This window comes from Natronorubrum bangense (assembly GCF_004799645.1).
Classification (GTDB): Archaea; Halobacteriota; Halobacteria; order Halobacteriales; family Natrialbaceae; genus Natronorubrum; species Natronorubrum bangense.
On record NZ_CP031306.1, the window covers coordinates 771,992 to 796,650 of the forward strand.

Sequence of the window (24,659 nt, forward strand, 5' to 3'; positions counted from 1 at the left end):
CACGGTACCGGGATGGGGTGGTGGTCGCGATCGCTGTCAGTTCACTCGTCAGTCCACCAGACCCTGCGCGGTAGCCAGAACGCCTTCTGGATCGTTGTGGCGAGCCTGTTCGGCGTAGAACATCATGCTCGAGGTCAGCGTCGCTCCCTGGATCTCGTTGCCAACGTCCGTTGGGATCGTGACCTCCAGACAAACGGTGACCGCCTCGCCGGGTTGGAAAGTCACCGCTCCGTCGTCGTCGTCCGAGACGATGATGCCACTCTCGAGACTCGCAAGGAGATCAGCCAGCGAGCCGTAGGCCTGTTCGTGTCCGTTTGTGGTGAGGGTCGCGGTCGCCTCCTCACCGATCGTCGAGAGGTCATTCAGGTCGTCGATGTCCCAGAGGTCGGACAGCTCGACGTTCTCCGCCTGCACACCGTTCATCTCGTCTGAGCTGCCCACAACGACGACGTATCCGGGGTTGTCGTGGACGGTAATGTCCCAGCAGAACTCGTACTCGTCACCGGGTTTTGCGTCAGTGATATCGATCTGCGAAGACCCCCAGACACCCTCATCATCGCTCATGTAGGCCATTTCGTCAGGGCCCATTCCATCCTGGTCGATGTGCTCGACCGATTGCTCGACGGAGAGTCCGAACGAGCCCGCCGTGATCGTGTTGTTCTCGAAGGTCTCCTGGTCGCTGAAGTACGCTGTCGTACCCAGTCCCGCACCCGCGGAGGCGATGCCGATCGCGCCGATGCCACCGAGCACGCGTCGTCGGGACAGTCCAATGTTGGTGTTGTCGTCAGTCATGATTGTGCGTCCGAGCGATCAGTGGGTGCCTCGAGGCGCCTCATGATCGTCGGTTATCTCTCCAGGGGTTGGCATCCCCCGTAGTTACGAGCAGATACGTCACTGCTGAACGATACAATCGGACCTGCAGTCTCGAGTCGAATCGACCGTTCGGCGGTGGTAGGGCCACCAAGCCGGGGTTTCGTCCCGGGTCGTGGCCGCCGGAACGGTGACGCTACCGGATCGCTCGAGTGACGGTCGGGACCTCATACCGCTCGCTGGACGAGCAGATGGGGCAGCCCGTACCGTGGCAAGCCGGCAGTACCGCCAGTGGTATGTGATACATGCTGACGTGTCTCGAGTGCTAACTGTTCGGCGATACTGATGTTCCGAACGAATACCCTCTCCGAAGGGGACATCTACGAAATTCTCTCGAACAGCCGGCGCCGCGAGACGCTCCGTCACCTGACGGCGACACGAGACTGCTCGATTACGCTACGGGAGCTGTCGGCCGGTATCGCAGCGACTGAGACTGGTCAGTCGCCACCACCGTCGGCGGCCCGCGAGAGCGTTCGGAGCTCGCTCCATCAGACACATCTGCCGAAGCTCACCGAGTTGGGCGTCGTCAACTACGACCGCGACGCCCGGACTGTAACCCTCTGTGATCACGCACGTGATGTCGACCACTACATGGCGGTCGTCACCCCTTATGGGCTCACCTGGGCAGAGCTGTACCAGTCTCTCGGGGTAGTTTCGCTGCTGCTCGTCCTCGCGTCGCTTCTCGAGGCTCCGCTCGTCGGTGCGATCGATCCACTGTTGTGGGTCAGCAGCTCACTCGCCGCGTTCGCCACGGCGATAACAACCCAGCTCTGGTCGAACCGCTGGGTCGTACTCAAAGCATTTCGACGCTGAATTGGCACACATCTGACTAGTCGCGAGATCGTATTTTTCAGGACGCTCGATCGTGATCATACGCTACCAACCGGTGGCCCGACGCTGGACGTGTCCGATGTCTCCTGGCCAAATTACCACTTTCGAATATTGTTTCTATTACAGAGAGAATTAGTGTCGAACGGGCACAGCCAACGATTCGTAGTTGAGTGCGCGAAATTGATCTACGTGAAACGCGTGTCTGTCACGATTTTCTGAACGGTGCCGCCAGTCGGTTGGCACGGGTTCGGTTTCTCAAAGCGTGGATACCAGACAGTTGCCTCGAGATCGGTCGGCAAATCGCCAGCCAAGTCGTCTAGCGGTTCGGCTTTCGATTGCACGGGGAGCCAACAGGAGTGTGAAGTACCCCGCGCACAGTGGCGCGGGGCGTCCGTGTTTAATCCAGCACCGCTGACGCAACGGACTTCAATTCCTCCCGCACTCGACTCTGAGAGTCTTGTGCCGACATTCCCTGTCGGTAAACACCCGAACCCAAAACAGGTCCGTGAGAGTCGGTCGCTCCACCACGACCCGATGCCGCCCATCTCACCTTCCACACACGTGGAAGGGTTTCGAGAGACGGCACATTTCCATCTTGTTTCTTCAACCACTTCTGTACTACACAAACCGCCGCCTTCCGATCAGCATGATCCTGAAACCCACACTGACGACAGTTAAACCGCTTCTTCCACCGGTTCGACCGAGAAGTATGCTGACACTCAGTACACGGACATCGCTGACTCGTATACTCCGGGTCAACATCATCCGACGGAATACTGTTCCATGCGGCTTTGTACGACACCATATCACGAAGTGCGGCAAACGGCAAACTGTATAGAATCTGAAGGCGACTCGAGCGAGCTCGAGTCAGACACGACCGTGGCAGCGTATCAGAAACACGCTCCGTGGAGGGCACATGGTGTCGACCGAGCACGAGGAAACTAACCACTGGTCGTTGCTCACTCAGTCGCAAGCACATCGGGATCGACATCCACTTCGAACAGCCGGGCGTCACACTCGAGACACGTCGCAGCGACGACGTTACGAGTCCGACAGCAGGATTCGACGACGTCCTGAGAGAGCGCCACCGATCCATCACAGGCAGGACAGCGCTCGAGGAACAGCCGTAACACCCCAAGGAGATCCGTTCTGAGCGAAAGTGGCCGCCGATCCCAGTCGGGGTCGCACTCGGAAAACGCCATCGCGGCGGCCGCGTCGGCGACACATGCAGCTCGCGACGGCCAGTTCGCCAAATGGACGCCGTCCGAACGGACGACGAACGAGTACGGACGTGCCTCGAGTTCGAGGGTCGTCGGGTCGACGTCAGCGAGCCAGCCGAGACGCTGCTTGACCATCACATCGTCGGCCCCGTGGACGTCGATCGATCGACGCCACTCGTCGGCGAACGTTGGCTCGAGTGCCAGATCGTCGGCGAGTGGATCGTCAACCACGACACCGATCTCGAGCAAGATCGACTGTGGATCGCCATCGACCCACTCAGCACGTGCTGGTGCCTTGTCGAACAGCGTGAGGACCCGGGCTGGAAAGTACCGCTTCGTCAGAGACGGCGTACCAGGGATCAGATAGCCACGAAAGTAGATGACTGCGATAGCCCCGACGAGGACTGCAACACCAGTGCCGAGTGCAAAGGGGGCTTCAATCGCCATCGCGATGACCACGATGACGGCCGCTGTTGTGGCTGCGATAGCGAGGTTCAACAGCGTGCAAGGTGTGCATCGATGTTCGCCAGTGTATGTCGGGTTCTTCAGCGCCGACAGTGACGCGAGAACGCGTCGAACGGAACTCATAGCCGACATTCTCCGCAAAAGACCGTAGTTGTAGATACCCTACCCATGACAGATACTCGACGGGTGGTCGTTCCCGGAATGATTTTTCAGAAGGCGATAAAAACACGAAAAGATATACAACCAATTGTGATGAATATAGGACTATAATCTAGAATATAATATATAAATAGAAAAATATATGCTCTAGAGAGTGTTGGTTCTTTTCATGGGGGATCGGAGTTCGTCACCGGGTGGGAAGCAGAAAGCAATGGGTGGAGTTCAGACGATAGAGAAGTCCACAAGCGATGCGAAACTGTCTCGAGATACGGTGTTCAAAACACTCTCGAACCGTCGTCGTCGGCTCACACTTCGGTATCTGTTCGAATACGACGTGAACGGGGAACCGGTTCGACTCCGCGATCTTGCCGAATGGATCGCAGCTGCGGAAAACAACGTTCCCGTCGACGCAGTCACATACAAACAACGTAAGCGCGTCTACACATCGCTGTACCAGTCTCACTTACCAGCACTCCACCGAGATGGCATTATCCAGTACGATCAAGCCCGCGGAACAATTTCGGTGACGCCAGTGACCAGCACGTTCGACACGTATCTCGGAGTCGATCCACAGATGGGGGCCGCCTGGTCAACATACTGGCTTGCACTCGGTGTCTGTTTGACACTCATTGCGGTTCTCTCCTGGTTCGATCTCTTCTCTCTCCCGATCTCGAGTCATCTCCTCACTCTGTTGGTATCGCTCGTGGTATTCGTCTCTGCGGTTGTATTTGCATACCACAACGATCGCGGGCAGGAGTGAATAGACAGCGGTTTGAACAGCTCTCTCGAGTGACCTGGCGCTCACCACCGCGCTCAACTCACGTATCCAGCCGAAACGGCATAGGAATGGCTGGATATAGTTTCGGCAAGCGAAGCCGACGGTGTGCGTGCCCGAACGCATTGCTATCAAGTATCCGATGTTTCGGAAAGGGAAGTTACGTTACTCGAGCAGGCCGAGATCCTCGAGGCGCTTGACGATCACGTCGACGGCCTGTCTGGCGTCTTCGACCTGCTTCCCGCCAGTGATGACCAGTTTCCCGGAGCCAAAGAGCAGGGCAACGACCTCGGGCTCGTCGAGTCGGTACACCAGTCCGGGGAACTGCTCTGGCTCGTACTCGATGTTCTCGAGGCCGAGTCCGATGGCGATTGCGTTCAGGTTGAGGTTGCGCCCGAGGTCGGCACTGCTGACGATGTTCTGGACAATGATCTCTGGTTCGTCCTCGACTGGAATCTGAAGGTCACGGAGTTCGTCGAAGACGATATCCAGACTCTCGCGGACGGCGTCGGTGCTTTTCGCGCCGGTGCAGACGATCTTGCCCGAGCGGAAGATCAGGGCGGCGGACTTGGGGTCTTGGGTCCGGTAGACCAGTCCGGGGAACTGTTCAGGATCGTAATCGGCTCCCTCGAGGTCCATAGCGACACTCTGCAGGTCGAGTTCCTGTCCGATACCGGTCGATGCAACGACGTTTTCGATGTTGATGGAGTCCTTTGGGTCTGTCATAAGTCGTTAAGACAGACGTATTTAAGGTTTATAAATCTCCGCACTGTCCGAATATTCGTTCTGTGCGAATAGAGTAATATAAAATACACAACGGGTCCTGAAGAGAGATTAGTATTATGTAGATAGAGTGAGATGGTTAGGAAAACGAGGCTTTGAGGAAATCCGTATGCCACCAGACCGATCAAGCGCCGAGGAATATATCGAGTACCCCGATCGAGAACACACCGCAGAATCCGAAGGTGAGTGCGAGATCTGTGGGTCAACAGAATCGCTACTGGAGTATTCGATCGACTCCACAGCAGAGACTGACTCGACGAGCTTGCTCTGTCCAACCCACTACAAAATCGCGGCCATTCTGAATGGCTCTCGGTATCCGGATCCAGATAACCCCCCGAATTATGATTTGCAGGAGACGCAGAAAATAACGGTTCGTGTTCCGCGAGCGCTGGTTGAGAGTGCTGACTCGATCGCTGAACAACAGGGGCAAACGCGGAGCGAGTTCGTCCGCGATGGAATTCAGATGGCCATCGAACTCCAAGAAATCGATGAAGCGTTTGACGAAATCCTCTCGGAAGCGGTGCAATCGCCGGACGAGACGGAACCCAATACGGACCAGACGGAGGTGGATACGGACGCAGAGACCGACACCGAGTTCCTCAAAGAACGTATCCGAACGCTCGAGTCGCTTCTCGAGGATAGTATTGGAAAGATTTGATTGAATGGCGTCCATTCCGTGGTTTGGCCGACACGCATGCGAACAGAGTCGATACTGACATCCTCTGTGCCCTGAGACGTGACTTCCCCCAAGCCGACGCTTGCTGGGTTGAGCGAGTTACTGGTAAAAATACAATCAGCAAAAACAGCCATCTCGATTGTATAAACACTACAAGACTAATTAGGGAGGGATGCATTTATTCTTGGAGAGAAACTCTCCAATGCGAATTCGACTGAGATCACACTAAAGAGTGCTCTAGAGCGACTAGATCGAAGATTATACAGCTCCAGTAGTATCTATAACAAACTGATTTTGTACACAGGTCAAATTCGGATAGAATCCTCATAGAGGCGTTTAAACGACCTAGGGGCACAATAAACTCGTCATACTCTCCTGCGGAGTGCCCCTCTAAGTTGTATGCTAAAGAGGTGCAGTAATAACGCTCAATCTTGTATGTCATATACATTATAGCTTCGCAAGAGAGATGTATTGGTAAAGGATCTTTCATAGTTTAGCGTGTGCCGATCTAGCGAATTTTCTGGCTCCAGCATGCAAGTTGAATCGCTCTCTTTCGATCAGTGCGCAATATTCAACTCTTGACTGTTTTACAGAGGTATGTCTGTATAAGATTTGCCAACACAACCGTGATGTGGGTTCTCGAGTTCGTTATCGACACCGAATAGATGTTCCGGACATCCGTTTCAAACTGAATATCGATGGGTCGGTTAGTTGGACCGGATCGCTGGAAGTTCCGACAGCAGGCGATCCACTCGTCGATTGTTTTGTTCGGAACAGTGAACTGGAGATCGGCTTCTGCATTTTCGCAACTCACCTCCAGCAGTTGATAGCGGCAATAGTACCCAAACAATAGGCTAGATACTCTAGCGTTTATTCGGAGGTATCAGTTTTCAATATAACTCGTAAAACAAATAATCTGATTAATCATGGGATAGAATAAAATTGCTTTTGCTGTCAGCAGTGATCAAAGAGGTCGTGGGCCACCACATTTGAATAACAATTTTATTTATGATGGTAAGCCAGAGTAATCATGGGTCAGAGCATCTGCTACAACTGTTTTAGACAAATGGGGGAAATTCAACCACTTCAGCGATCTCATCTGCGTCTAGAGAGGACTCGAGGTGGAGCCGGTATATTCGTGCACTTCAACTCCCATACAACGGTTCATTCGGAATAGCGTCTTCGATAGCTCGAGCAATCCAGTGAACCGCCGTTACCGACCGAACAGTGGATGGAACGATGGTCAAGCCAGTGTAGAGGGCTGTCAAATACATAACTATAATGACACGATTCAGTAGATATCAATCCATAAACTGTGTTAATAACGTCAAACCCCATATTATTAACACAAAAATTTCCATTTGTCTCTTCAAAACACATTTTGTCAATAATCGACAAAACAGAGACATCTGTGGATGGGTAATAACGAATAACTGATGATTAGTTAGGTGAGCACCACTGAAAACCACGACCTACTTGTTCAACCGGTAGTAACAGAGTTGTAATGGCTGTCTCTCCCCTTGTCATTCGGCTCCTCCATGTGCTCGCTGTCGGGGGACTGCTTGGCGGTACGGCCGTCATCTGGCTCGCGTTCCGGGTCGACGACGGCATCTCCGTCCCACTGCTCTCGTGGTTCGAAGGCGTGTTCTGGGGGGTTGTCGGCGCGATCGTGTTTACTGGTCTTGGAAACCTCGCTGCGTTCGGTGTTCCGGGTCCCGACACGACTCACGGTATGGTTCTGACGATCAAACTCGGCTGTCTCCTATTCGTCGTTGCTGGATCGGTTATCCGAACGTTCGCCGTTGTTCAGCTTTCTCGAGGTGGTGTCTCGAGCGTGACCGGTCCTCGCCTTCGCTGGTTGTACGCGGCGACGGGCTGGAGTGTCGTTGCGCTCGTTCTCATTGCAGAGGTGCTCACACGTGTCTGAGAACGGCCTCGGGACGTGGACAATCGGCACAAGCACGCTCGTTATCGTCGTCCTTGGCGTGATTCTCATAGATTACGGCACACAAGGTATCATCCAGATCCTTCCCGAGGTCGAGACGCCCACTGCAGCACTCCTCTTCGGATATCTCTGGTTGTTGACGATCGTTGCTGCCAGCCAGATTGAGCTGTCCCGTCTTTGGGAACGAGACACAGCGACTGTCCTCACGGATGCGACAGTGGGCGGTGCAGTCGTCGCACTCGTGTATCTTACGGTCGTGTTGATCGTCGGGTTCGTTGCGCCAGTCCCGAGTCAACTTGATCCTGGTTCGATGCCCGTGTTCCGTGTCGTCGCCACCGGAACTGCGATCGGTGCTGTGGGAGGCTGTGCGTTTGTGCTGCTCTTTGCCGCCTGTGATCGGATCGCAACGGCAGTCGTGGTAGACACATACGAGTGAGTTGCCGATCGAATCACGCTTGACTTGCCAGCCGTCGAATCTGCTTCCACGAGTTGGGAACGAACCACGAGACTTTTTCAAGTACAGACGAATCCATAGCTAATGGACGCGACTAGCAATCCCAATAGACGTCACTTTCTCGCACTCACCGGGCTCGGCACCGCTGGACTCGCTGGCTGTGCGGACCGACTGGATAACGACGACAGTGCTGAGTCTGCAGGCCCCGATTCAATGCCCGACGAGGCTCGAACGGTTACGGTTCTCGTCCAACCCGATCCAACTGCGTTGCGAGAGGCACAGACCGCGATTGTAAACGACCTCGAGGACGGCGAATATGACGATCAGGAAGAAGCCGAACAGGAACTCGCAGCGCGTGAACGGGAGCTGATCACAGCGGCAATCGATGACGCACGCGCGCAGATAGAAGCAGCTGGTGCAGTCCATGTGGACACTGTCGAGGCTGAGGGAAGTCTCCTTGTTGAGGGAGACGCAGACGACATCCTCGACTTGCTCGAGGCACCGTTGATCAGCGCCGTGCTATCCGAGAGCCGATTCGAGATGGCCAAGCAGCGAGAAGCGGCTGGTGAAACTGGGACTGAGACGGATAGCGAACTCCCAGACGACGCCGATAATCTCGAGGACGACGACAGCGAGCACGAGAGCGAATAGAACTCGAGGCGACCTCGTATCGACGAGTTTTCTGTTGTCACCGCGAGTCGTGCAATAGCTGGGTGTACGACAGCCTGAGAAAGTGTCGTGCGTGTTTCGACTAGCTGTTTTTCGCTACTCTGTCTCGCTCATCTCGGCCACGTCCTCGGGAAGTGAGATCTCACCAGCGTCGTTGTGGTTCGTAAACGTCGTCTCAATCGTCACACGAGCGGGCTCACCGCCTTGGCTCACGTCCATCCGCAGATCAGTGCCATAGAGTGTGTTTGTCTCGGTGTCGACCAGCACGTAGTACACGAAATCCTCTACGGAAACTGCGACGTGTTGTGAGCTGTCGGCTCCCGCCAGTTCGTTTTCGCGATCGTCACTGATGTTGGCGGCAAACATCGTCGTCTCGGTTCCGTCTACCGTTTCGGTACGGATCCGTTCGAACTCGGCATCCTCGAGCGTCTCAAGGGCACCCTCGAGCCGGTCGACCTCGTTCCAGGTCCCGGGAGCCGTCGTTTGCTCCCAGCTGTCTCCGCTTTTGGTGTACTGCGTGTCTTCGATGATGTACTGCTCCGACTCGGAGATTCGCGGGCCGGATCCGACATCGGTTTCACTCGTACTCGTTAGCTGTGCTCGTTGATCACTTCTGTCGACGATTCCGTTGACGGTCGCTGTTTCGTTGACACCACCTGAGTTGAGTGTCCGGGTGATTTCGACTTCATAGCTCTCGGTCGACTCGATAGTCTCACGCAGCTCGGCCTCGTCAACCCCGTCTGCACCGCTTTCATCGGAGAGTATCCCACCAGCACCGATACAACCAGTAAGCAACAGTGACAGTACGACACCGACCGTTGCGAGGGCTCGTCTCGATAGCACCACGTTGGTGGTCACTTGTAACGAGTCACCCCTAAACGTTTCTACTGCTCTCGGCGTGCTATACCATCACTTCCGTTCGAAACGTGCGTGGCTGCGCTAGCGCCTGCGGAACCGTGTGTCCGCAGCCGTCAGCGCTGCCATGCCGATCAGTAAGAGGGCAACACCAAGCCAGATCTGGTTTGCGAGCGGGTAGTTGTCGATCGTAACCGTCGCACCAGCCTGGTTGACCGTGCCGACGACGTACGTATCACCCGTCAGGCCTCGTTCGATCAACGCGTCGTTGGTGTTCATCGACGAGCGTTGATACTCCTGCTCGGCGATCGTCCCCTCAGCGACCTGTTCGTCACCGTTGTAGACGGTCACGTCTATCTCGTGGGAGATAACGCGTGGTGTATGAACGTCCGTCGGTGGATCGGAGGCGGTGCCCATGTTCTGGGAATCGGTGTAGACGAACGCCGACATGTCGTCGTCATCGTTCTCAAAGACGGACCCGCGTGCGATGACGTCCGTTCCGATTTCGAACGACGCCTCACCGTCGGCGCTTGCCAACCAGACCGTCGAGTCGTCGAGTCGGGCGACGTTCGTTCCCTCTATTGTATCCGTTTCAGTTATTTCTCCTCTCACGAGCGAGGCGTCTTCATCAACTCGAAGCACCTCCGAGGGAGAACGGGCTGCGTCTTCGATTGTCGGCTCCTCGACGGTGTCGTAGTTCGTCACGTGGACCGTATACTCCGACTCGGGGACGTCCTCGACGACCGGCTCCGAATCGTTTCCGACTTCGTCGACACCGATCACGGCCACGGATGCTGAACTCGAGAATAAATAAATAAACGAGACGGCGACGACGAGTACGGCCCCACCGACGTGGATGAGGACGATTCCAGTCTCGCGAAGTTTGAACAGTCGCGAGGGGACACCTCTGACTCGAGCGACGTAGCGGCCGGTCCAGGCGGCGGCGAAGAACCCGGCGGGAGGGACGATCGAGAGCACGCTCAGATTGCCGACGATCCGATAGACGAGCGGGTCGTGTGCGTTCGGCGAACTCAGATACCAGTTTGCCGACGGCGTGATGAACGCAGCGATAATCGTCAGCACAGCGACTGCAGCCGTTGCTTGCATTGCGAGTCGGCGTCGACCAACGTCAAGGATCGCGTACAGGCCGCCAGCCAACAACATGACTGCGACGACCGGATAGCTCCAGAGGTTGTAGTGATCCTGACCAACGCTCACTTCGACACCGGTTGCAGCGTTGCGAAGCACTGGGAACGACAGTCCCCAGATCGAGATGAACGCGAGGATACCGAAGGCGAGGACGGCCCCATGATAGACTGTGCGCCGACTCAGCCAGGATCGATCGCCACGCTCGTCCCGTTCCGTTCCCCCCTCAAGGAACCAGTATACAAACGGGAGCGCGAGCGCGGCCGTCCCGGTCACGGCAAGCAAGAACAGTATTCCCGTCCCGATGCCACCCGCGGCAAACGAATGGACGCTTCGGAACACACCGCTTCGGACGACTGTCGTCGCAAAGACAACCAGCGGGAAGATCAGTCCTGCGGAGGCAGGGGCAAATATCGGGTACTCTCCGGTTTTCGCGTAGCGATTGATCGAGTGAAGCGATGCGGTGAGAGCGAGCCACGGGATCAACACCGCAGTTTCGACCGGGTCCCACGACCAGAATCCACCCCATCCAAGCACGCCGTAGGCCCAGATCCCGCCAAACGCGATTGCGGCCGTAAGCAACAGCCACGAGACGCGAAGCCACTGGACCATGCTTGGAAGCCATTCGTCGAAGACGCTGTCCTCACCACGGAACAGCGAGATAAAGTGTGTCACACCCAGTGCGAACGGGACGATCAACAGCGCGTATGCCGCGAACGTAATTGGGGGATGGATCGCCATCCACGGATCGATAAGCAACGGGTTCAACCCGTCACCATCTGGCGGAACGAACCCATCGGGCGTGTCGGGGAAGGCCACCTCGATCGGGGTAAACGGACTCTGCGTGATGAGCATCATCGCGAAGATGGCGACGATACCGAGCGAGATTGACTGCACCAGCTTCGAGCCACGGCCCCGAAACTCACTCGAGTAGACGGTCCAGGTGGCAACGACGGCAGTCAAGGTGGCCCACAAGAGAATCGAACCTTCGTGGTTCGCGTATGCGCCAGTAACCCGATACAGCAGCGACAGATAGTCAGCAGAGTTCTGCCAGACGTACGCGTTCGTGTAGTCCCCGACGATGAACTGGTAGGTTAGATAGCTGTGTGCAACGACGAGTGAACATGTCGATACCACTGCGGCGCCAAGGGTAACACGTCCAAACGCGTCAGTCCGAGAGACGTAGCTGTACAACAAAAGTACCGCCGCGAGACTGCTCGTAAATGCGGCGACGATGATCAGTACTGTTCCGTAAGTCAGTGTGTCCGGTGTCATTGGTCTGTCTCTGTCGTGTGCCCACTTTCAAGCTCATTGAGGAAACGGTCTTTCTCTACGTAGCCGCCGAGTTCGGAGATGGTTTCCCCGTCATGTGTCATGATCACATGCTGTGGGGGATAGCTTGCACCGTGATCTGAAACCAGTTCGCTACCGGGCCCAGGGTTATCGAGATTGACCGCGAGTAACACGTACTCGTCTAGTTCGGACTGGACGGCATCGTCCCGATAGTGATCGTTTTCATAGTCCTGGCAGTACGTACACCAGGTTGTCCAGTAGTAGACGAGAACGGGTTTCTCCTCCTCTTCGGCGAGTGCCATTGCTTCGTCAGGATCCTCGTGCCACTCGATACCACCCTGATAGGTGTAGTCGTGATCGCTCAACACGGGAGCGGCGGTCATCGAATAGTAGCCAAACCCCAAAATGGCCACTAGAACGATGATCGTCAGAAGCTTCTGTGGAGTCATCCGTTGAATATCGGCTCTTTGGACTGGGTCTTGAAAGACATATCGATACTTCCCATCGCTATGTCCGATCGCTCGGCGTCGACACCGTTCGGACTGACACGCAAAAAAGTGCGTGAATGCTGTGTTGCTACTGGTTCTCGTAGCGACTGTAGCCAACAAGTGCTGCTGCCGTCACGAGCGCGAGTGCGATGATTGCTGCTCCGATTGCGAGGAGCGACATTCCATCATCGTCTTCGTCGCCTTCAGCTTCCTCTTGCATGTCCTCGAAGTCACCCTCAGCGTCCATCGGGATCATCGATTCGCCACTTGGGTTTGGCAGTCGTGGCATCTCCTGCTCTGGGTACTCGCCAGTCAGCGTCGTCAGGAACGCAGCCACGTCTTCGACTTCCTCGTCGGATGCCTCATGGTCGAGCTGGCAGGCAGACATCACACGGATGGACTCCTCGAGGGTCGCAACCTGTCCCGTGTGCATGTACGGTGCAGTGTGCTCGACGTTCCGAAGCGTTGGCACCTTGTAGTTGTACTCGTCACGTTCGTCGTCAGTGACACCCATTCGACCGGGGTTTTCCATCAGGTCGTACTCTTCGATGTACTCCTCACACTGGGCGTTGTCCTCGAACGTTGGGTGCTGGTTGTAGACACCTTCACCGGATTCGGGATTCTCCCACTGGCCACTGAACATCGGGCCGGAGTGACAGCTCTGACAGCCCAGTTCCTGGAAAGTCTCCATGCCGTCGAGTTCCTGTTCGCTCAGTGCGTCAGCATCGCCTTCGACGTACTGATCGTACGGACTGTTCGGCGTCACGAGCGTGCGTTCATATGCGGCGATTGCATCGACCGTTCGCTCGAGTGTGACGATATCGTCAGGGTCGTCGCTGTCGATCTCGTCACCGTAGACGTCTTCGTAGGCTTCGACGTAGCCGTCGACAGCTCGGACGCGGTCGAGAGCGGCCTCATGGTCAGGCATGCCCATCTCGACGTCGGCAACGATCGGTCCTTCGGCCTGCTCAGCGAGCGTGTCCGCGCGGCCGTCCCAGAACTGGGTGTGGTGGAACCCGGAGTTCCAGACCGTCGGTGACGCGACTGGACCGGTTTCACCGTGGACACCCATCGCAGTCGGGCGGCTGTCGTCGCCACCCTCCATGACGTTGTGACAGGTGTTACACGAGATCGTTCCGGTCTCGGAGATTCGTGGGTCGAAGTACAGTTGTTCACCGAGTTCGATCTTCTCCTCCGTGTCATCCTCCTGTTGGATGGCCTCGTAACCAGGATGTGACTCTTCAGTCGGCGGCTCGACTGGGAGCTCATCCGTCTCATTATTTTCTTGAACCTGTAAGACAGGCCCACTATTCGATGCATCTGTTGCTGACACAGCTCCGGCAGCAGCGGTTATCAGAAAACCAATGCTGGCTATGAGCAACGCTGTTTTCCAAAGTTTGCCCATATCGGGTAGATTAGTTCCGCATTTTATAAATATGCGGGTTAGTCCGCCGATAGCGGCGCTTAACCGCGGACATATGAGGGGTATCAATCGAGTATGACAGCGCGGGTGTTTCAGACGGGACCGCCAAAACAGTGTCCACTCATTCTTCGACGACGTACTCGAAGGTCATCCAGCCGGCCAACAAAACGAGTCCGTCGTAGGCAATCAGAATCCGGAACCAGGCCATCGTCATCTCGGACGTCATCGATGGACGCGTAAGCTCGACGCCACCGAGGATGACCGGGATCACGAGGGGAATCAGGAGAATCGGAAGCAGCGACTCCTGAAGCTGGGAATGAAGCATCAGAATCGAGAGTAAGACACCGACCGCACAGAAGCCGAGTGCGGCAAGCGGAATCACCAGCAAGATCGTCGTCAGCGTCTCGAGTGGGAACGAGTAATCGAGGAAAACGACGACGAAGACGAGACTCAGCAGGCCGACACCGGTCACGAACACCGTCGAGCTGAGGACTTTCCCGAGATAGATCGCGGAGCGATCGACCGGTGCAAGCAGGAGCCCTTCGATCGCATCGTTTGCACCCTCGAGGGCGACCGTGTGGCTCATGCCGACCGCGCCGGCGAAGACGACCGCAAGCCAGAGTGCCCCTCTGGCGATGACGCCATGATCTTGGACCCGTTCGCCGAACACGAACGAGAAAACGACGACGATGAGCAACGCGAAGACGAACGCCGAGTTGCTCAGTTGCTTGCTCCGTGATTCGACGAGCAGGTCTTTCCGGGCAATCTCGTAAACGACCCGGAGATACGATCGAAGATCCATCAGTGGCTGCCTCCGTGCAGTCGCTGTCTGTCCTCAAGTCGGTTCCCGGGAGCCGCCGAGCCGCCCCGGCAAAACCGCTCATAGCTGGTCAGCAGGTCGTCGGCCGTCTCGAACTCGTTGGCGTCGATATCGCCGATGAGGCGGCCGTCGTTCATGAACAGAAACCGGTCAGCAAGGTCGAACCCACGCTCGAGATCGTGTGTCGCCGCAAGGACCGTCCGATCCTCGAGTTCCTCGAGGACCGTGGCGACTCGCTGCAGCGACGTCTGATCTAGTCCGGTGTATGGCTCATCGAACAGGAGCAGATCAGGATCGTGGACGAGCACTCTTGCGAGCGAGACACGTTTGCTCATGCCGTGTGAGAAACCACCGACCCGTTCGCTGCCACGGTCGGCCAGGCCGACTGTCTCGAGGAGGTCGTTACAGACAGCGTCGTCGACGCCGTGGAGGCGAGCGTGAAGGCGCAGATTTTCACGGGCGGTGAGTTCGTCGTAGAGCATCGTCTCGTGAGAGAGCAGTCCGATCCGGGAGCGGACGTTTGCGTCGCCATCGAAAAGCGGTTCCGACGCGATTTCGATCTGGCCACTCGTCGGCCGAGCGAGTGAGGCGAGCAGTCGGATGAGTGTCGTTTTTCCGGCACCGTTGGCACCGACGATGACGGCCGTATCCCCTTGCGGGAGTTCGAACGAGACATCGTCCACACCGATCTGGGTCCCGAACCGTTTTGAAACGCCTGAGACGGAGACGAACGACATTACGTCACGGTTGGAGGACGCATGACTTAAGGGTTGTAATTCCCTATGCTCCGCCGATGGAGACTCCAATGCTATCTGTCGTCTTTCTGGCTGGCGTGGCGACAATACTCACTCCCTGCTGTCTTCCCCTGATCCCGCCCTTGCTCTCGGGGAGTGTCGGACACCGATTTCGCCCTCTCGCGATCGTGTCAGGTAGCCTTGTTTCGTTTACCGGATTGGGGCTTCTCGTCGGGACGCTTGGATCGTTCTCGCCCGACACGTTGCGTGCCCCCGCGTTCATCGCGATCGTCGCGTTCGGGGCAGTCATGGCAGACAACGATCTTCACAACATCTACTCACGGTATGCCTCACGCCTTTCGAGTGTTGCAACCCGTCAATCGACGGCGTTCGACAGCGAGAAGCGCCCGCTCGTCTCAGCGTTCTTGCTTGGTATCCTGCTGGGTGTGATCTGGCTCCCATGTGTCGGGCCAATACTGGGGGCGGTGTTGGTGTATGCGGCAACAGCCGGAGCCACACTCGAGAGTGGGCTCTTGTTGTTCGTTTACGGGGCTGGCTTCTCGGTACCATTGCTGGGTGTCGCTTACGGTGGCAAGTTCGCTGGTCGATCGATTGCCGCTCGGCTCGGTACCCTTGGTCGGACCGACGTGATTCGACGACTCGTCGGGTTCGTCTTGCTTGCGACCGGCGTCGCGTTGCTGTTCGATGTCGATCGAATCCTCCTTTCAGCGCTGTAACACGCCCGGACCAGACGAAGCTTTGATGTGAGTACGCACGAACCGTTTGCATATGAACCGGAAAGTGAAACTTATCGTCGGCAGCGTCGGCATCGGCGTGCTGATCACGATACTGGCGCTGACGACGATGGGGTCGGCCGCGGAGTTCGTCACACCGACGGATCTTACCGAGAGCGACGAACACGAGGGCGACTTCGTCAAACTCGAGGGCAACGTCCAGGCTCTCGAGGACGGCGATCCAATCGAGTTCGACGTGACTGATGGGAACTATTCGGTCGGTGTGGTATACGACGGTGGAATGCCGGAGACGATGTCTGAAGGGCGGGTCGTCGTTGCCGAGGGACATTTCGACGGTGCTGAACTGGAGGCCAGTGACCTCACCGTCCGCGCACACGAGGGCGAACACCCTGACGACCATCCCGACACGGGGACCCATAACGAGAGCCACAACGACAGCTACGATGACGGCTATGAAGACAGCTACGACGAAACCACCAGTGACGAGTGAGACAGACAATGAACCGCTCGAGTAGTCGAGACGGACTCACGCTTCTTGCAAGCGGAATCTCGGCAGTCGCGACGTCGTTTGCGATTTATGCCACGGCTGAACTGTTCGTCGTCACATCGTTCAATCGGGTGCTCCTCGAGTACCTTCCCGGCTGGTTCATCGCAACAGTGATCCATCGGTTCGGTGACTTCGCGCTGGAAGGCAGTTTGCTCTTTTCGGGGGTGGTGCTCTCAGTCGTCGTCGGAGCCGTTTCGCTTGCGGGATACCAACTTGGCTCGAAAGTGGTGCCGGCGAACCCGCTGCCAGCTGGGTTCGCCTTGTCGACACTGTTCGTCTTCGTCGTTCTGTTCAGTGTCGTCCGTGAGGTCGTCCCCGTCGTGGGCCCGTCCATCGTCGGCGGTGCCGTCGTGACTCTTCTGGGTGGCTTCTCGGCAATCGTGTCGACTGACGATGTGAGTACCCAGCGACGAACACTGATGAAAACCATCGCTGGAATCGGCGTCTTCAACGTCGTCGCCCACGCTTTCGGGCTTGTTCGGCGGAGTCAGACCGAGCGAGCCGAGCGTGAACTCAATGATCGTGCGGCCCGACTCGAGGCCCAGCATATGGTTTCACAGGCAAACGAAAACGGGTTCGATGTCGAGGGGATCAAGCCGCCGGTGACCGAGATTGACGACTTCTACGTTGTCGACATCAATCCAAGCCCGCCGACGATCAACCCCACGGAATGGCAGCTCTCGATCACGGGACTGGTCGAGGAGGAACTGGTGCTCGACGTCGACGATGTCCGCGAGCCCGAAACAGTCCACCGAGCGAAGACCATTCGTTGTCTCAGCGATGATATCGATGGCCAACAGATGGATACGGCGATCTGGACTGGCAGTCGGCTGATGGATCTGATCGATGACGCAGATCCCAACGGCGAGTACGCAATGCTCTATGGCGCAGACGAGTACTACTACTCAATCCCATTGGCAGACCTCGAGTCCGCACTGCTCGCCTACGGGATGAACGGCTGGGAGCTGCCAGCCGAGCATGGGTTCCCCGTTCGAGTCCTCGTCCCCGACCGCTGGGGGAAACTGCAAGTCAAGTGGCTCACGGAGATCGAAATTATCGATGCCGAAGCAGGCGGCTACTGGGAGGAACGAGGCTGGCACGGGATGGGCCCAGTCAACAGCGTCACGAAGATCGATCGAATCAACCGGCCGGGAGATCACATCCAACTGTGTGGACACGCCTACGCGGGGGGACGCGGTGTCGAGACAGTCGAGGTGTCTCTCGATGGTGGCGAGACCTGGGAGGATGCGACGCTCGGAGACGCCTTGTCGCATCCGGATGCCGCACGGCAGTGGATCTACGAGTGGGAGTCGGACGAAAGCGACGGTGAGTATGAAGTCTACGCGCGCACGGTCGACGGTGAGGGGACGACCCAACCCGAAGAGCGAACGGAACCGTTCCCAGACGGGGCAACTGGTTGGCCGAGCCGAACGATCGAGCCGAACTGAAGCTGCAGCCGAATTTTCACTACTGTTTATGCAGAGGCTCTTGCCGGATGTCTCATCTGCAACCCCGCATACAGCGGGTTACACGAGTATGGTTGTAAAAAGCCTCTATACAAGGGGATTATATATACCGGTATGAAAGTCGGTCGTGAAAGACGAACGATCACGTGGATCCAGCACAGACGCTGTTTGCCCGCAACTGAAACGAGACAAATACACGAGATCACTGACAGCCAAGGTATCAGCTTCCAGTGTGGGTGTTCGGGATGAACACAGCCGTTGCGTATGTTTTTTTGTTGCCGGACGCATAGCCCCCCGTATGGGTTCACTCGAACAGCGACTGATCGGACTCTTTAGGCGACTCTTTCGGAGCACTATCACGGGCTATCTGACGTTGCTCTTTGGCCTCGCATCGCTCGGGTTGGTGTTTGGCTATGCATCTGCCTCGATGTATGGCGTCGAACACGGGATTAACCTCATCGCGTACTGGCACATTCCCCTCGCACTGGTCGGTGGGGTTGCACTCACGGTCACGTTTGCTGGGTGTGTCCTCTTTCTGGTAACAGGAACCAGATTCTGGGAGCAGCTGGCACACGCCTCCGGAGAAATCGGCTTCATTTTCGCGACGCTCACGCTGGTCACTGGCAGCGCATGGGGTCGTGTCATCTGGAACACGTGGTGGGACTGGTCCGATATTCGGCTCGTGACATTCCTGTTTGTCTGGTTTATTTACGCCGGCTATCTGCTCATTTACTCGAGTGCAGGTGGCTCGGGACGAGTGTCACGACTCGCGTCGGTCTACGGCGTCGTCGGGTTTATTACAGTCCCAATCTCGTATGCGTCGACGCGGCTGTGGACGACTCGACTCCACGCGCCGTCGATCGGTAACCCGGATGCTGAAGCAGCGATTTCGGCGTCCGTCCTGCTCGTCTCACTCGTTGCGTTCTTGCTGCTCTACGTCTACTTGCTCGGAAGTCGAGTCCGCCTCCACGCGCTCACGACTCGAGTGAGTGAACTGAAAAACCGATCACAGACAGAAACGTACAAATCGACGGAAGCGAATTAATCACCCATGGACTACCTGTTGTTGGTCGCGTTCGGTTCGATCTTTGCAGCGCTCGTAATATACGTCCTGCACCTGCGCAGCCGACTCTCCGAGATTGAACAGCGTCTCGAGGACGTCACCACCAAGTACGACTCGGAGCACGGTGACTGAGACGGGCTGCAGTCCCCAGTTCTCGGTGGTCTCACAGCGATGCGAGAAGGATGCCCACGACTTCAGCCGTGGATAACTGACAGGTCGATCTCGATTGCACTGGAACGAAGCGGTTGCATGAGACCATCGACTGTGCAACATTTTTGACGTCGCCACAGATCCATACGATTGTATCAGAACACAGTGACTGTCAACAGACTGGTATCAGACACCTTCGGCAACTCCGTCCCCCTGTCTCGTTAGCGTCGAATGTCGAAGCAGTGTGCTTATTTCAATCCAGTCCTGTGGCCAGGAAGCCGACATAAAACACTTCCGTTCAGATGGTGTCGTCGACATGATCAACGGTTGCCAGAACAGTCGTACGAACCGTCAACACCACGTTATTGTGGGCTAACAAGCGGTGATCGGCGTGGAGATTCACAACTATTAGGCTTCCACCCCGCCTCCGTCTGAGTATGAAAGATCTCTTCCTTGCGGCGGCCCGGGGCGAACAGACTGAACGGCCGCCAGTATGGATGATGCGACAGGCCGGGCGATACCTCCCCGAGTACCGTGAACTACGGCAGGACTACACGTTTCTCGAGGCGATCTCGACGCCCGAAGTCGCTGCGGAAATCTCGCTACAGCCCTGGGAGCGCTTCCAGCCAGACGGAATCGTTATGTACTCAGACATCCTTACGGTGCTCGAGCCGCTTGGCTTTTCCTATCATCTCGAGTCTGGCGTCGGGCCGGTCGTCGAAAACCCGGTCGAAACACCCGCTGATACGGAGCGCGACCACGGAGATGTCCGCGAACAGCTCTGGTACGTCGGGGACCTTATCGAGCGGCTCTCGGCAGAGCTCGGTTCGAAGGCGGCAGTGCTCGGCTTTGCGGGCGGTCCGTTCACCCTCGCAGCATACGTCTGTGAGGGCCAATCGTCGCGTTCTTTCATGGAGCTTCGGCGACTCCGCGCAGAACATCCAGCGGCGTTCGAACGCCTCCTCCGGGCGTTCACCGACGTGCTTATCGAGTACGTCACCTATCAAGAAGAGGCAGGTGCGGACGTAATTCAACTGTTCGATACGTACGCTGGACTCCTCTCGCCGGCAGACTACCGGGAGTTCCTGTTGCCCCTGCACCAAGAAATCCTCAACGCGGTCGATCTCCCAACGATCATGTTTGCTCGCAACCTGAGCGGCAACCTCGACCTCCTCGCCGAGAGCGGTGCCGATGTCGTCGGATTGGACTGGACAGTCGACATGATACAGGCTCGTGACGAACTCGGCGACATGCCGGTCCAGGGGAATCTCGACCCGGCACTGTTGTACGGCGATCCGGAGACGGTCACGGATCGAACCCGCGACATCATCGCCGACGCCGGCGATACTGGACACATCCTCAATCTCGGCCACGGCGTCGATCGAAACACGCCCACGGAGAACGTCAAAGCGTTCTTCGAGGCTGCAAAGACGGTCGAGTAAGCCACGGCGATCAGTTTCTGCTGAAAACGGCGTCGAGTGACTCGGGGTTACGTCCCGAGCGTGGTTACTGCTGGGGTGGCAGTCCGGCGTTGAAACAGTACGTTCCCGGTTCGGAGCGACACTCACACTGGCGAAGCTGGTAGTACGACGGCTCAAAGCCTGACAGGAACGGTTCGATGACATCGGACAGGAGCGTCGGGAACCGTGGATCGTCGTGTGGCACGGGCACTCGATATAACTCGAGTCCGACAGCTTCGGCATCCTCTCGGAGATCAATATCGAGTTCGACGAGCGTTTCAGACTGCTCGTGCATGAAACTCATCGGCTCGATGACGACGCGCTCGGCTTCGCCCTCGAGTCCTTCGACGACGTCTTCGGTTTCCGGTTCGGTCCACTCGATCCCACGGTTCGTGTGGTTCTGGTAGCCGATTTCGTAATCGTCGATCCCGATCATACTGGCGATCGTTTCGGCGTGTTCCTCGACGTACTTGTCGTAGCGGCTTCCCTCCTCGAGATACTTCGTCGGCGTCCCGTGTGCGGAGAAGACAAATACGGTTTCGGGATCCTGCAGGTCGATCCCTTCGTCCTCAACGAACGTTCTGATCCCCTCGGCTCTGAGACGATTGTAGATCGGCGCTCTGTGCCAGCCAGTGATCGCAGTAAACTCCGGCTCGTAGCCATCGATCTCGTCGATCGATGCCTCGAGTGCGTCGATCGAGGAGACTGTCGTCGATGGGCCACACAGCGGGTAGATCGGAACTGCGATGACCGAGTCGAACTCTTCGTCAGCGAGTTCCGCGGCAACGTCCGGAATCAACGGCTCCATAAACTGCATCGCGTGATAGACGGTGACGTCGTGTCCACGGTCCGTCAGCGTCGATGACAGCCCTTCCGCCTGTGCAGTCGCCTGCTCCTGGAGCGGCGAGCCACCGATCTCTTCGTACTCTTCCATCAGACTCGGCAAGCGCCGCTGGGCTAGTTCGCGCGAGCGCTCCCACTCTTCTTCTTCGGTCTCTGCCTCTTCGAGTGAGGCGTTATCGTGAAAGATTCGCGTTAGATACTCGAGAACCTCTTCACGTTCCGGAGTGGCCGGTTCACCGAAGTTCAACAAGACAATGCCGATTTCCATACGAGGGCGTTACGATGCGAGCGGTATAGATACTTCGAACCCGGCAGTCCGGTCACTACCGCTGGCTGACAGTCAGTCGTCGGTGAGTTCTGCCGCGAGTCGGGCTGCGTTTCGGACGCGCCCAGGTATTCCAGCCCGACCAACAAAATTCGAGCAGAGATGGACTCCGGATGGTAGCTCGAGATCATCCATTGCCGTCCACGACCGATCGTACGCTGGCATTCCCGGGTTCCACCGATGGACATCGATTGGTGTTGCCGGCGAGCCCGTAATCCGCTCGAACTCGGTTGCAGCGAGCGTTCCAAGCTCGTCGTCGGATCGCTCGTTCATTCGAGGATCGCTTCCGGGATCGATATAGCAGGTAAACACCCGATCCCGACCGAGAAAGCTCGCGTTCCAGGTCAAACCGCTGATCTGGGAATCTGCATGCGAGGGGACCAGCGTTCCGATCCCGTCACCATCGAACGCCGACTCGAGAAACACCATTCCGATCGGGTTATAGTTGAACCGCTGTAGCGTCGCCTCGAGATCCGAGTCAACGGATGCAAGCAGCTTCGCGCTCGTTTCTGCAGGCGTTGTCAGGATGACTTCATCGACGCGCTCGACGCCAGCATCGGTGACGAGTTCGAACCCGTCATCGACGTCCAGGATGTCGTTAACAGCAGTCTCGAGAGCGATCGTATCAGCATGGGCATCGTACAGCCTCTGGGACAGTTGCCCAAGCCCATCTTGGAACGTACAGATCGGTGGCGTCTCGCGTCCGGACAGAACTTTTCGGCCGACCCATAGCAGCACACTCCCGTCGATTCCTGCGTTCTCGAGTGCCCGACCGAGCGAGTACTCCATCAGCATATCCCGTGTATCAGTGCCGTACAGGCCGCTGTACAGTGGCCCGAGATATCTCCGAGCAGCCTGTCGGCCAAACTTTCGAACGAGATATTCGTCGACTGTTTCGCCTGGTTTTGCGGGACCAGTAAGCGGCTCTTTGAGAATCCGAAGCTTGCCAAGCGGGCTGAGTAGATCCGTCGTTACTGCCTCACGGACCGAGAGCGGAACAACACTGAGCTCACCATCGTGATACACGTACAGCGGTTTGGAGTCATCACCCGTTCGAAGCTGCTCACGGAGGCCGAGCTCGTCGACCATCGATTCGATCTTGGGCGTGAGTCGAAGCCGCTGGGGTCCTAACTCGAGGACGTGTCCGTCGACGTGTCGACTCCGCATGATCCCGCCCGGCTCCTGGCGCGCTTCGAACGCAACGACGTCGACGTCTCGGTCGGCAAGCGAGTGTACAAGGGACAACCCGGAGATACCGGCCCCGACGACACCGATTTTCATCTTAGGCCACCGCGTGATTCAACATGCTGTTGCTCGCGTCCACCTCGAGTGTCGTTGCGCCGACTCGCATATCCATTAGCGGGTGTTGCTAACTGAGCGATATAACGGTTCCGTTGTTGTGAACGATGGTGCTCGAAAGCTATGCGCAGACGTGATAGATTGCCATACCGTGGCTTCGCTGTGTGACGTCTCTCCATTCGTATTGCAGATTGTTGTATTCTATCTAGTACTACATTCTAGAATGTGGCCACAGTGCTTCCCTTCAATCATGTCACTAACTTCTCTACATCCGGCACATGCATCCCAGTATTGCATGCCAAATGGTTCGAGACCGAATCGCGTAACAGATCTGTGCTCCGCTGTTTGACTGGTCGTTTTGCTCTTACACTCTTGAATGTAAATACTGTACTACACTTCTATCATGTCACTAATCTCCCTGCATCCGGCACATGCATCCGAGTATTGCTTGCCAAGCAGTTCGGGATCGAAACCCGCACCAAGTCTATGGTCCGCTGTTCGACGCAGTTCGCCAGTATACTGCCTGTTTTGTCCTTACATTCTTGAATGTAAGTACAGTGCTACACTTCTATCATGTCACTAATCCCTCTGCATCCGGCACATGCATTCACGTATTGCTTGCCACGTAGTTCGGGATCGAAATCCGTAACGAGTCTGTGATCCGCTGTTCGACGTAGCTCGCCAGTATACTGCTCGTTTTGCACTTACATTCTTGAATGTAGGTACAGTGCTGCCCTTCTATCATGTACCAACTTTACTACATCTATCACATGCATTCCAGTACTGCATGTCAAGTGTTCGGGATCGAATTCCGAAACAAGTCTGTGTCCGCTGTTTAAATACAGTTCGTCAGTATACTGTTCGGTTTTCACATTCTTGGATGTGATTACTTTGGATATATGTATTCATGTCATGAATGTCTCTACCTCGTTTACATGCACCAGTGTCATAGCTCAACCATCTCTGAGTCGCGACGTTTTGATAACGCTGTTTGACGTCGATCTGTTCGGCATAGCTATTTTACTATGCCAACATTTCTATTCCTACATTCTCAGATGTATCCACAGTGTAGAGATTCAATCATTTCTGGAATTGTACTACTCTCACCACAGGTATTCTGGTACTGCTCCCCAACGAAATCTGGG

At 56.4% G+C, this 24,659-nt stretch carries 23 protein-coding genes and 1 pseudogene; 12 read left to right on the forward strand and 12 right to left on the reverse strand.

Going from position 1 to position 24,659, the window contains the following annotated elements; translation table 11 throughout:
• Nucleotides 1-48 precede the first annotated feature (48 nt).
• Nucleotides 49-792: a SipW-dependent-type signal peptide-containing protein gene (locus tag DV706_RS19015; protein WP_006067119.1), complete on the reverse strand. Its 744-nt coding sequence runs from the start codon at nucleotides 790-792 to the stop codon at nucleotides 49-51.
• 363 nt (nucleotides 793-1,155) lie between these two features.
• On the opposite strand from DV706_RS19015, the gene DV706_RS19020 reads away from it, so the two are divergent.
• Nucleotides 1,156-1,683 (forward strand): DUF7344 domain-containing protein, encoded by a 528-nt coding sequence (locus DV706_RS19020; protein WP_006067120.1) that lies wholly within the window; start codon nucleotides 1,156-1,158, stop codon nucleotides 1,681-1,683.
• Nucleotides 1,684-2,098: 415 nt separating this feature from the next.
• Here the strand turns inward: DV706_RS19020 and DV706_RS19025 are convergent.
• Both DV706_RS19025 and DV706_RS19030 read right to left on the reverse strand, forming a co-directional pair.
• A pseudogene (locus DV706_RS19025) lies at nucleotides 2,099-2,539 on the reverse strand (zinc ribbon domain-containing protein); the annotation flags it as partial.
• Between the two features lie 121 nt (nucleotides 2,540-2,660).
• Nucleotides 2,661-3,509, reverse strand: coding sequence for a hypothetical protein (locus DV706_RS19030; RefSeq protein ID WP_136350983.1), 849 nt, complete (start codon nucleotides 3,507-3,509; stop codon nucleotides 2,661-2,663).
• A 205-nt stretch (nucleotides 3,510-3,714) separates the two neighbouring features.
• Here DV706_RS19030 and DV706_RS19035 point away from each other — a divergent pair, with 205 nt between their 5' ends.
• A complete protein-coding gene (locus DV706_RS19035; RefSeq protein ID WP_136350984.1) occupies nucleotides 3,715-4,305 on the forward strand; it encodes a DUF7344 domain-containing protein in 591 nt (196 codons plus the stop codon).
• Between the two features lie 180 nt (nucleotides 4,306-4,485).
• Here the strand turns inward: DV706_RS19035 and DV706_RS19040 are convergent, their stop codons facing one another.
• Entirely contained in the window at nucleotides 4,486-5,046 is a 561-nt protein-coding gene (locus DV706_RS19040; protein WP_136350985.1) for a TATA-box-binding protein, read from the reverse strand.
• 166 nt (nucleotides 5,047-5,212) lie between these two features.
• Between DV706_RS19040 and DV706_RS19045 the strand changes: the two genes are divergently transcribed.
• From DV706_RS19045 to DV706_RS19060, 4 genes are all read left to right on the forward strand, one after another.
• Nucleotides 5,213-5,761, forward strand: coding sequence for a ribbon-helix-helix domain-containing protein (locus DV706_RS19045; protein WP_006067124.1), 549 nt, complete (start codon nucleotides 5,213-5,215; stop codon nucleotides 5,759-5,761).
• Nucleotides 5,762-7,283: 1,522 nt separating this feature from the next.
• Nucleotides 7,284-7,706, forward strand: coding sequence for a hypothetical protein (locus DV706_RS19050; RefSeq protein WP_006067125.1), 423 nt, complete (start codon nucleotides 7,284-7,286; stop codon nucleotides 7,704-7,706).
• Nucleotides 7,699-8,160: a hypothetical protein gene (locus DV706_RS19055; RefSeq protein WP_006067126.1), complete on the forward strand. Its 462-nt coding sequence runs from the start codon at nucleotides 7,699-7,701 to the stop codon at nucleotides 8,158-8,160. The genes DV706_RS19050 and DV706_RS19055 overlap by 8 nt, the downstream gene beginning before the upstream one ends.
• A 102-nt stretch (nucleotides 8,161-8,262) precedes the next feature.
• A complete protein-coding gene (locus DV706_RS19060; RefSeq protein WP_006067127.1) occupies nucleotides 8,263-8,829 on the forward strand; it encodes a hypothetical protein in 567 nt (188 codons plus the stop codon).
• A 114-nt stretch (nucleotides 8,830-8,943) separates the two neighbouring features.
• Here DV706_RS19060 and DV706_RS19065 read toward each other — a convergent pair whose 3' ends face one another.
• From DV706_RS19065 to DV706_RS19090, 6 genes are all read right to left on the reverse strand, one after another.
• A complete protein-coding gene (locus tag DV706_RS19065; protein WP_049889906.1) occupies nucleotides 8,944-9,690 on the reverse strand; it encodes a hypothetical protein in 747 nt (248 codons plus the stop codon).
• A 96-nt stretch (nucleotides 9,691-9,786) separates the two neighbouring features.
• Nucleotides 9,787-12,123, reverse strand: coding sequence for a cytochrome c biogenesis protein CcsA (gene ccsA / locus DV706_RS19070; protein ID WP_006067129.1), 2,337 nt, complete (start codon nucleotides 12,121-12,123; stop codon nucleotides 9,787-9,789).
• Entirely contained in the window at nucleotides 12,120-12,590 is a 471-nt protein-coding gene (locus DV706_RS19075; protein WP_006067130.1) for a thioredoxin family protein, read from the reverse strand. Before DV706_RS19075 ends, ccsA begins: the two co-directional genes overlap by 4 nt.
• Nucleotides 12,591-12,717: 127 nt before the next feature.
• Nucleotides 12,718-14,034 (reverse strand): cytochrome-c peroxidase, encoded by a 1,317-nt coding sequence (locus tag DV706_RS19080; RefSeq protein WP_006067131.1) that lies wholly within the window; start codon nucleotides 14,032-14,034, stop codon nucleotides 12,718-12,720.
• 139 nt (nucleotides 14,035-14,173) lie between these two features.
• Entirely contained in the window at nucleotides 14,174-14,854 is a 681-nt protein-coding gene (locus DV706_RS19085; RefSeq protein WP_006067132.1) for a heme exporter protein CcmB, read from the reverse strand.
• Nucleotides 14,854-15,609, reverse strand: coding sequence for an ABC transporter ATP-binding protein (locus DV706_RS19090; RefSeq protein ID WP_006067133.1), 756 nt, complete (start codon nucleotides 15,607-15,609; stop codon nucleotides 14,854-14,856). Before DV706_RS19090 ends, DV706_RS19085 begins: the two co-directional genes overlap by 1 nt.
• Before the next feature lie 56 nt (nucleotides 15,610-15,665).
• Here DV706_RS19090 and DV706_RS19095 point away from each other — a divergent pair, with 56 nt between their 5' ends.
• The 6 genes from DV706_RS19095 to hemE all read left to right on the forward strand — a co-directional run bounded on the left by DV706_RS19095 (nucleotide 15,666) and on the right by hemE (nucleotide 21,029).
• On the forward strand, nucleotides 15,666-16,343 hold the full coding sequence (locus DV706_RS19095; protein ID WP_049889904.1) for a cytochrome c biogenesis CcdA family protein: 678 nt from the start codon (nucleotides 15,666-15,668) through the stop codon (nucleotides 16,341-16,343).
• A 52-nt stretch (nucleotides 16,344-16,395) separates the two neighbouring features.
• Nucleotides 16,396-16,851: a cytochrome c maturation protein CcmE domain-containing protein gene (locus tag DV706_RS19100; protein WP_006067135.1), complete on the forward strand. Its 456-nt coding sequence runs from the start codon at nucleotides 16,396-16,398 to the stop codon at nucleotides 16,849-16,851.
• A gap of 8 nt (nucleotides 16,852-16,859) precedes the next feature.
• The gene (locus DV706_RS19105) at nucleotides 16,860-18,356 is read left to right on the forward strand and encodes a molybdopterin-dependent oxidoreductase (protein WP_006067136.1); all 1,497 of its coding nucleotides are present in this window, start codon (nucleotides 16,860-16,862) and stop codon (nucleotides 18,354-18,356) included.
• Between the two features lie 316 nt (nucleotides 18,357-18,672).
• Nucleotides 18,673-19,419: a cytochrome c biogenesis protein gene (locus tag DV706_RS19110; RefSeq protein WP_006067137.1), complete on the forward strand. Its 747-nt coding sequence runs from the start codon at nucleotides 18,673-18,675 to the stop codon at nucleotides 19,417-19,419.
• A 6-nt stretch (nucleotides 19,420-19,425) separates the two neighbouring features.
• Nucleotides 19,426-19,569, forward strand: coding sequence for a CcmD family protein (locus DV706_RS19115; protein ID WP_006067138.1), 144 nt, complete (start codon nucleotides 19,426-19,428; stop codon nucleotides 19,567-19,569).
• A 455-nt stretch (nucleotides 19,570-20,024) separates the two neighbouring features.
• Nucleotides 20,025-21,029: a uroporphyrinogen decarboxylase gene (gene hemE / locus DV706_RS19120; RefSeq protein WP_006067139.1), complete on the forward strand. Its 1,005-nt coding sequence runs from the start codon at nucleotides 20,025-20,027 to the stop codon at nucleotides 21,027-21,029.
• 64 nt (nucleotides 21,030-21,093) lie between these two features.
• Here the strand turns inward: hemE and hemH are convergent, their stop codons facing one another.
• Both hemH and hemG read right to left on the reverse strand, forming a co-directional pair.
• Nucleotides 21,094-22,158, reverse strand: coding sequence for a ferrochelatase (hemH, locus tag DV706_RS19125; protein ID WP_006067140.1), 1,065 nt, complete (start codon nucleotides 22,156-22,158; stop codon nucleotides 21,094-21,096).
• A 72-nt stretch (nucleotides 22,159-22,230) separates the two neighbouring features.
• Entirely contained in the window at nucleotides 22,231-23,496 is a 1,266-nt protein-coding gene (hemG, locus tag DV706_RS19130) for a protoporphyrinogen oxidase (protein ID WP_006067141.1), read from the reverse strand.
• Nucleotides 23,497-24,659 lie beyond the last annotated feature (1,163 nt).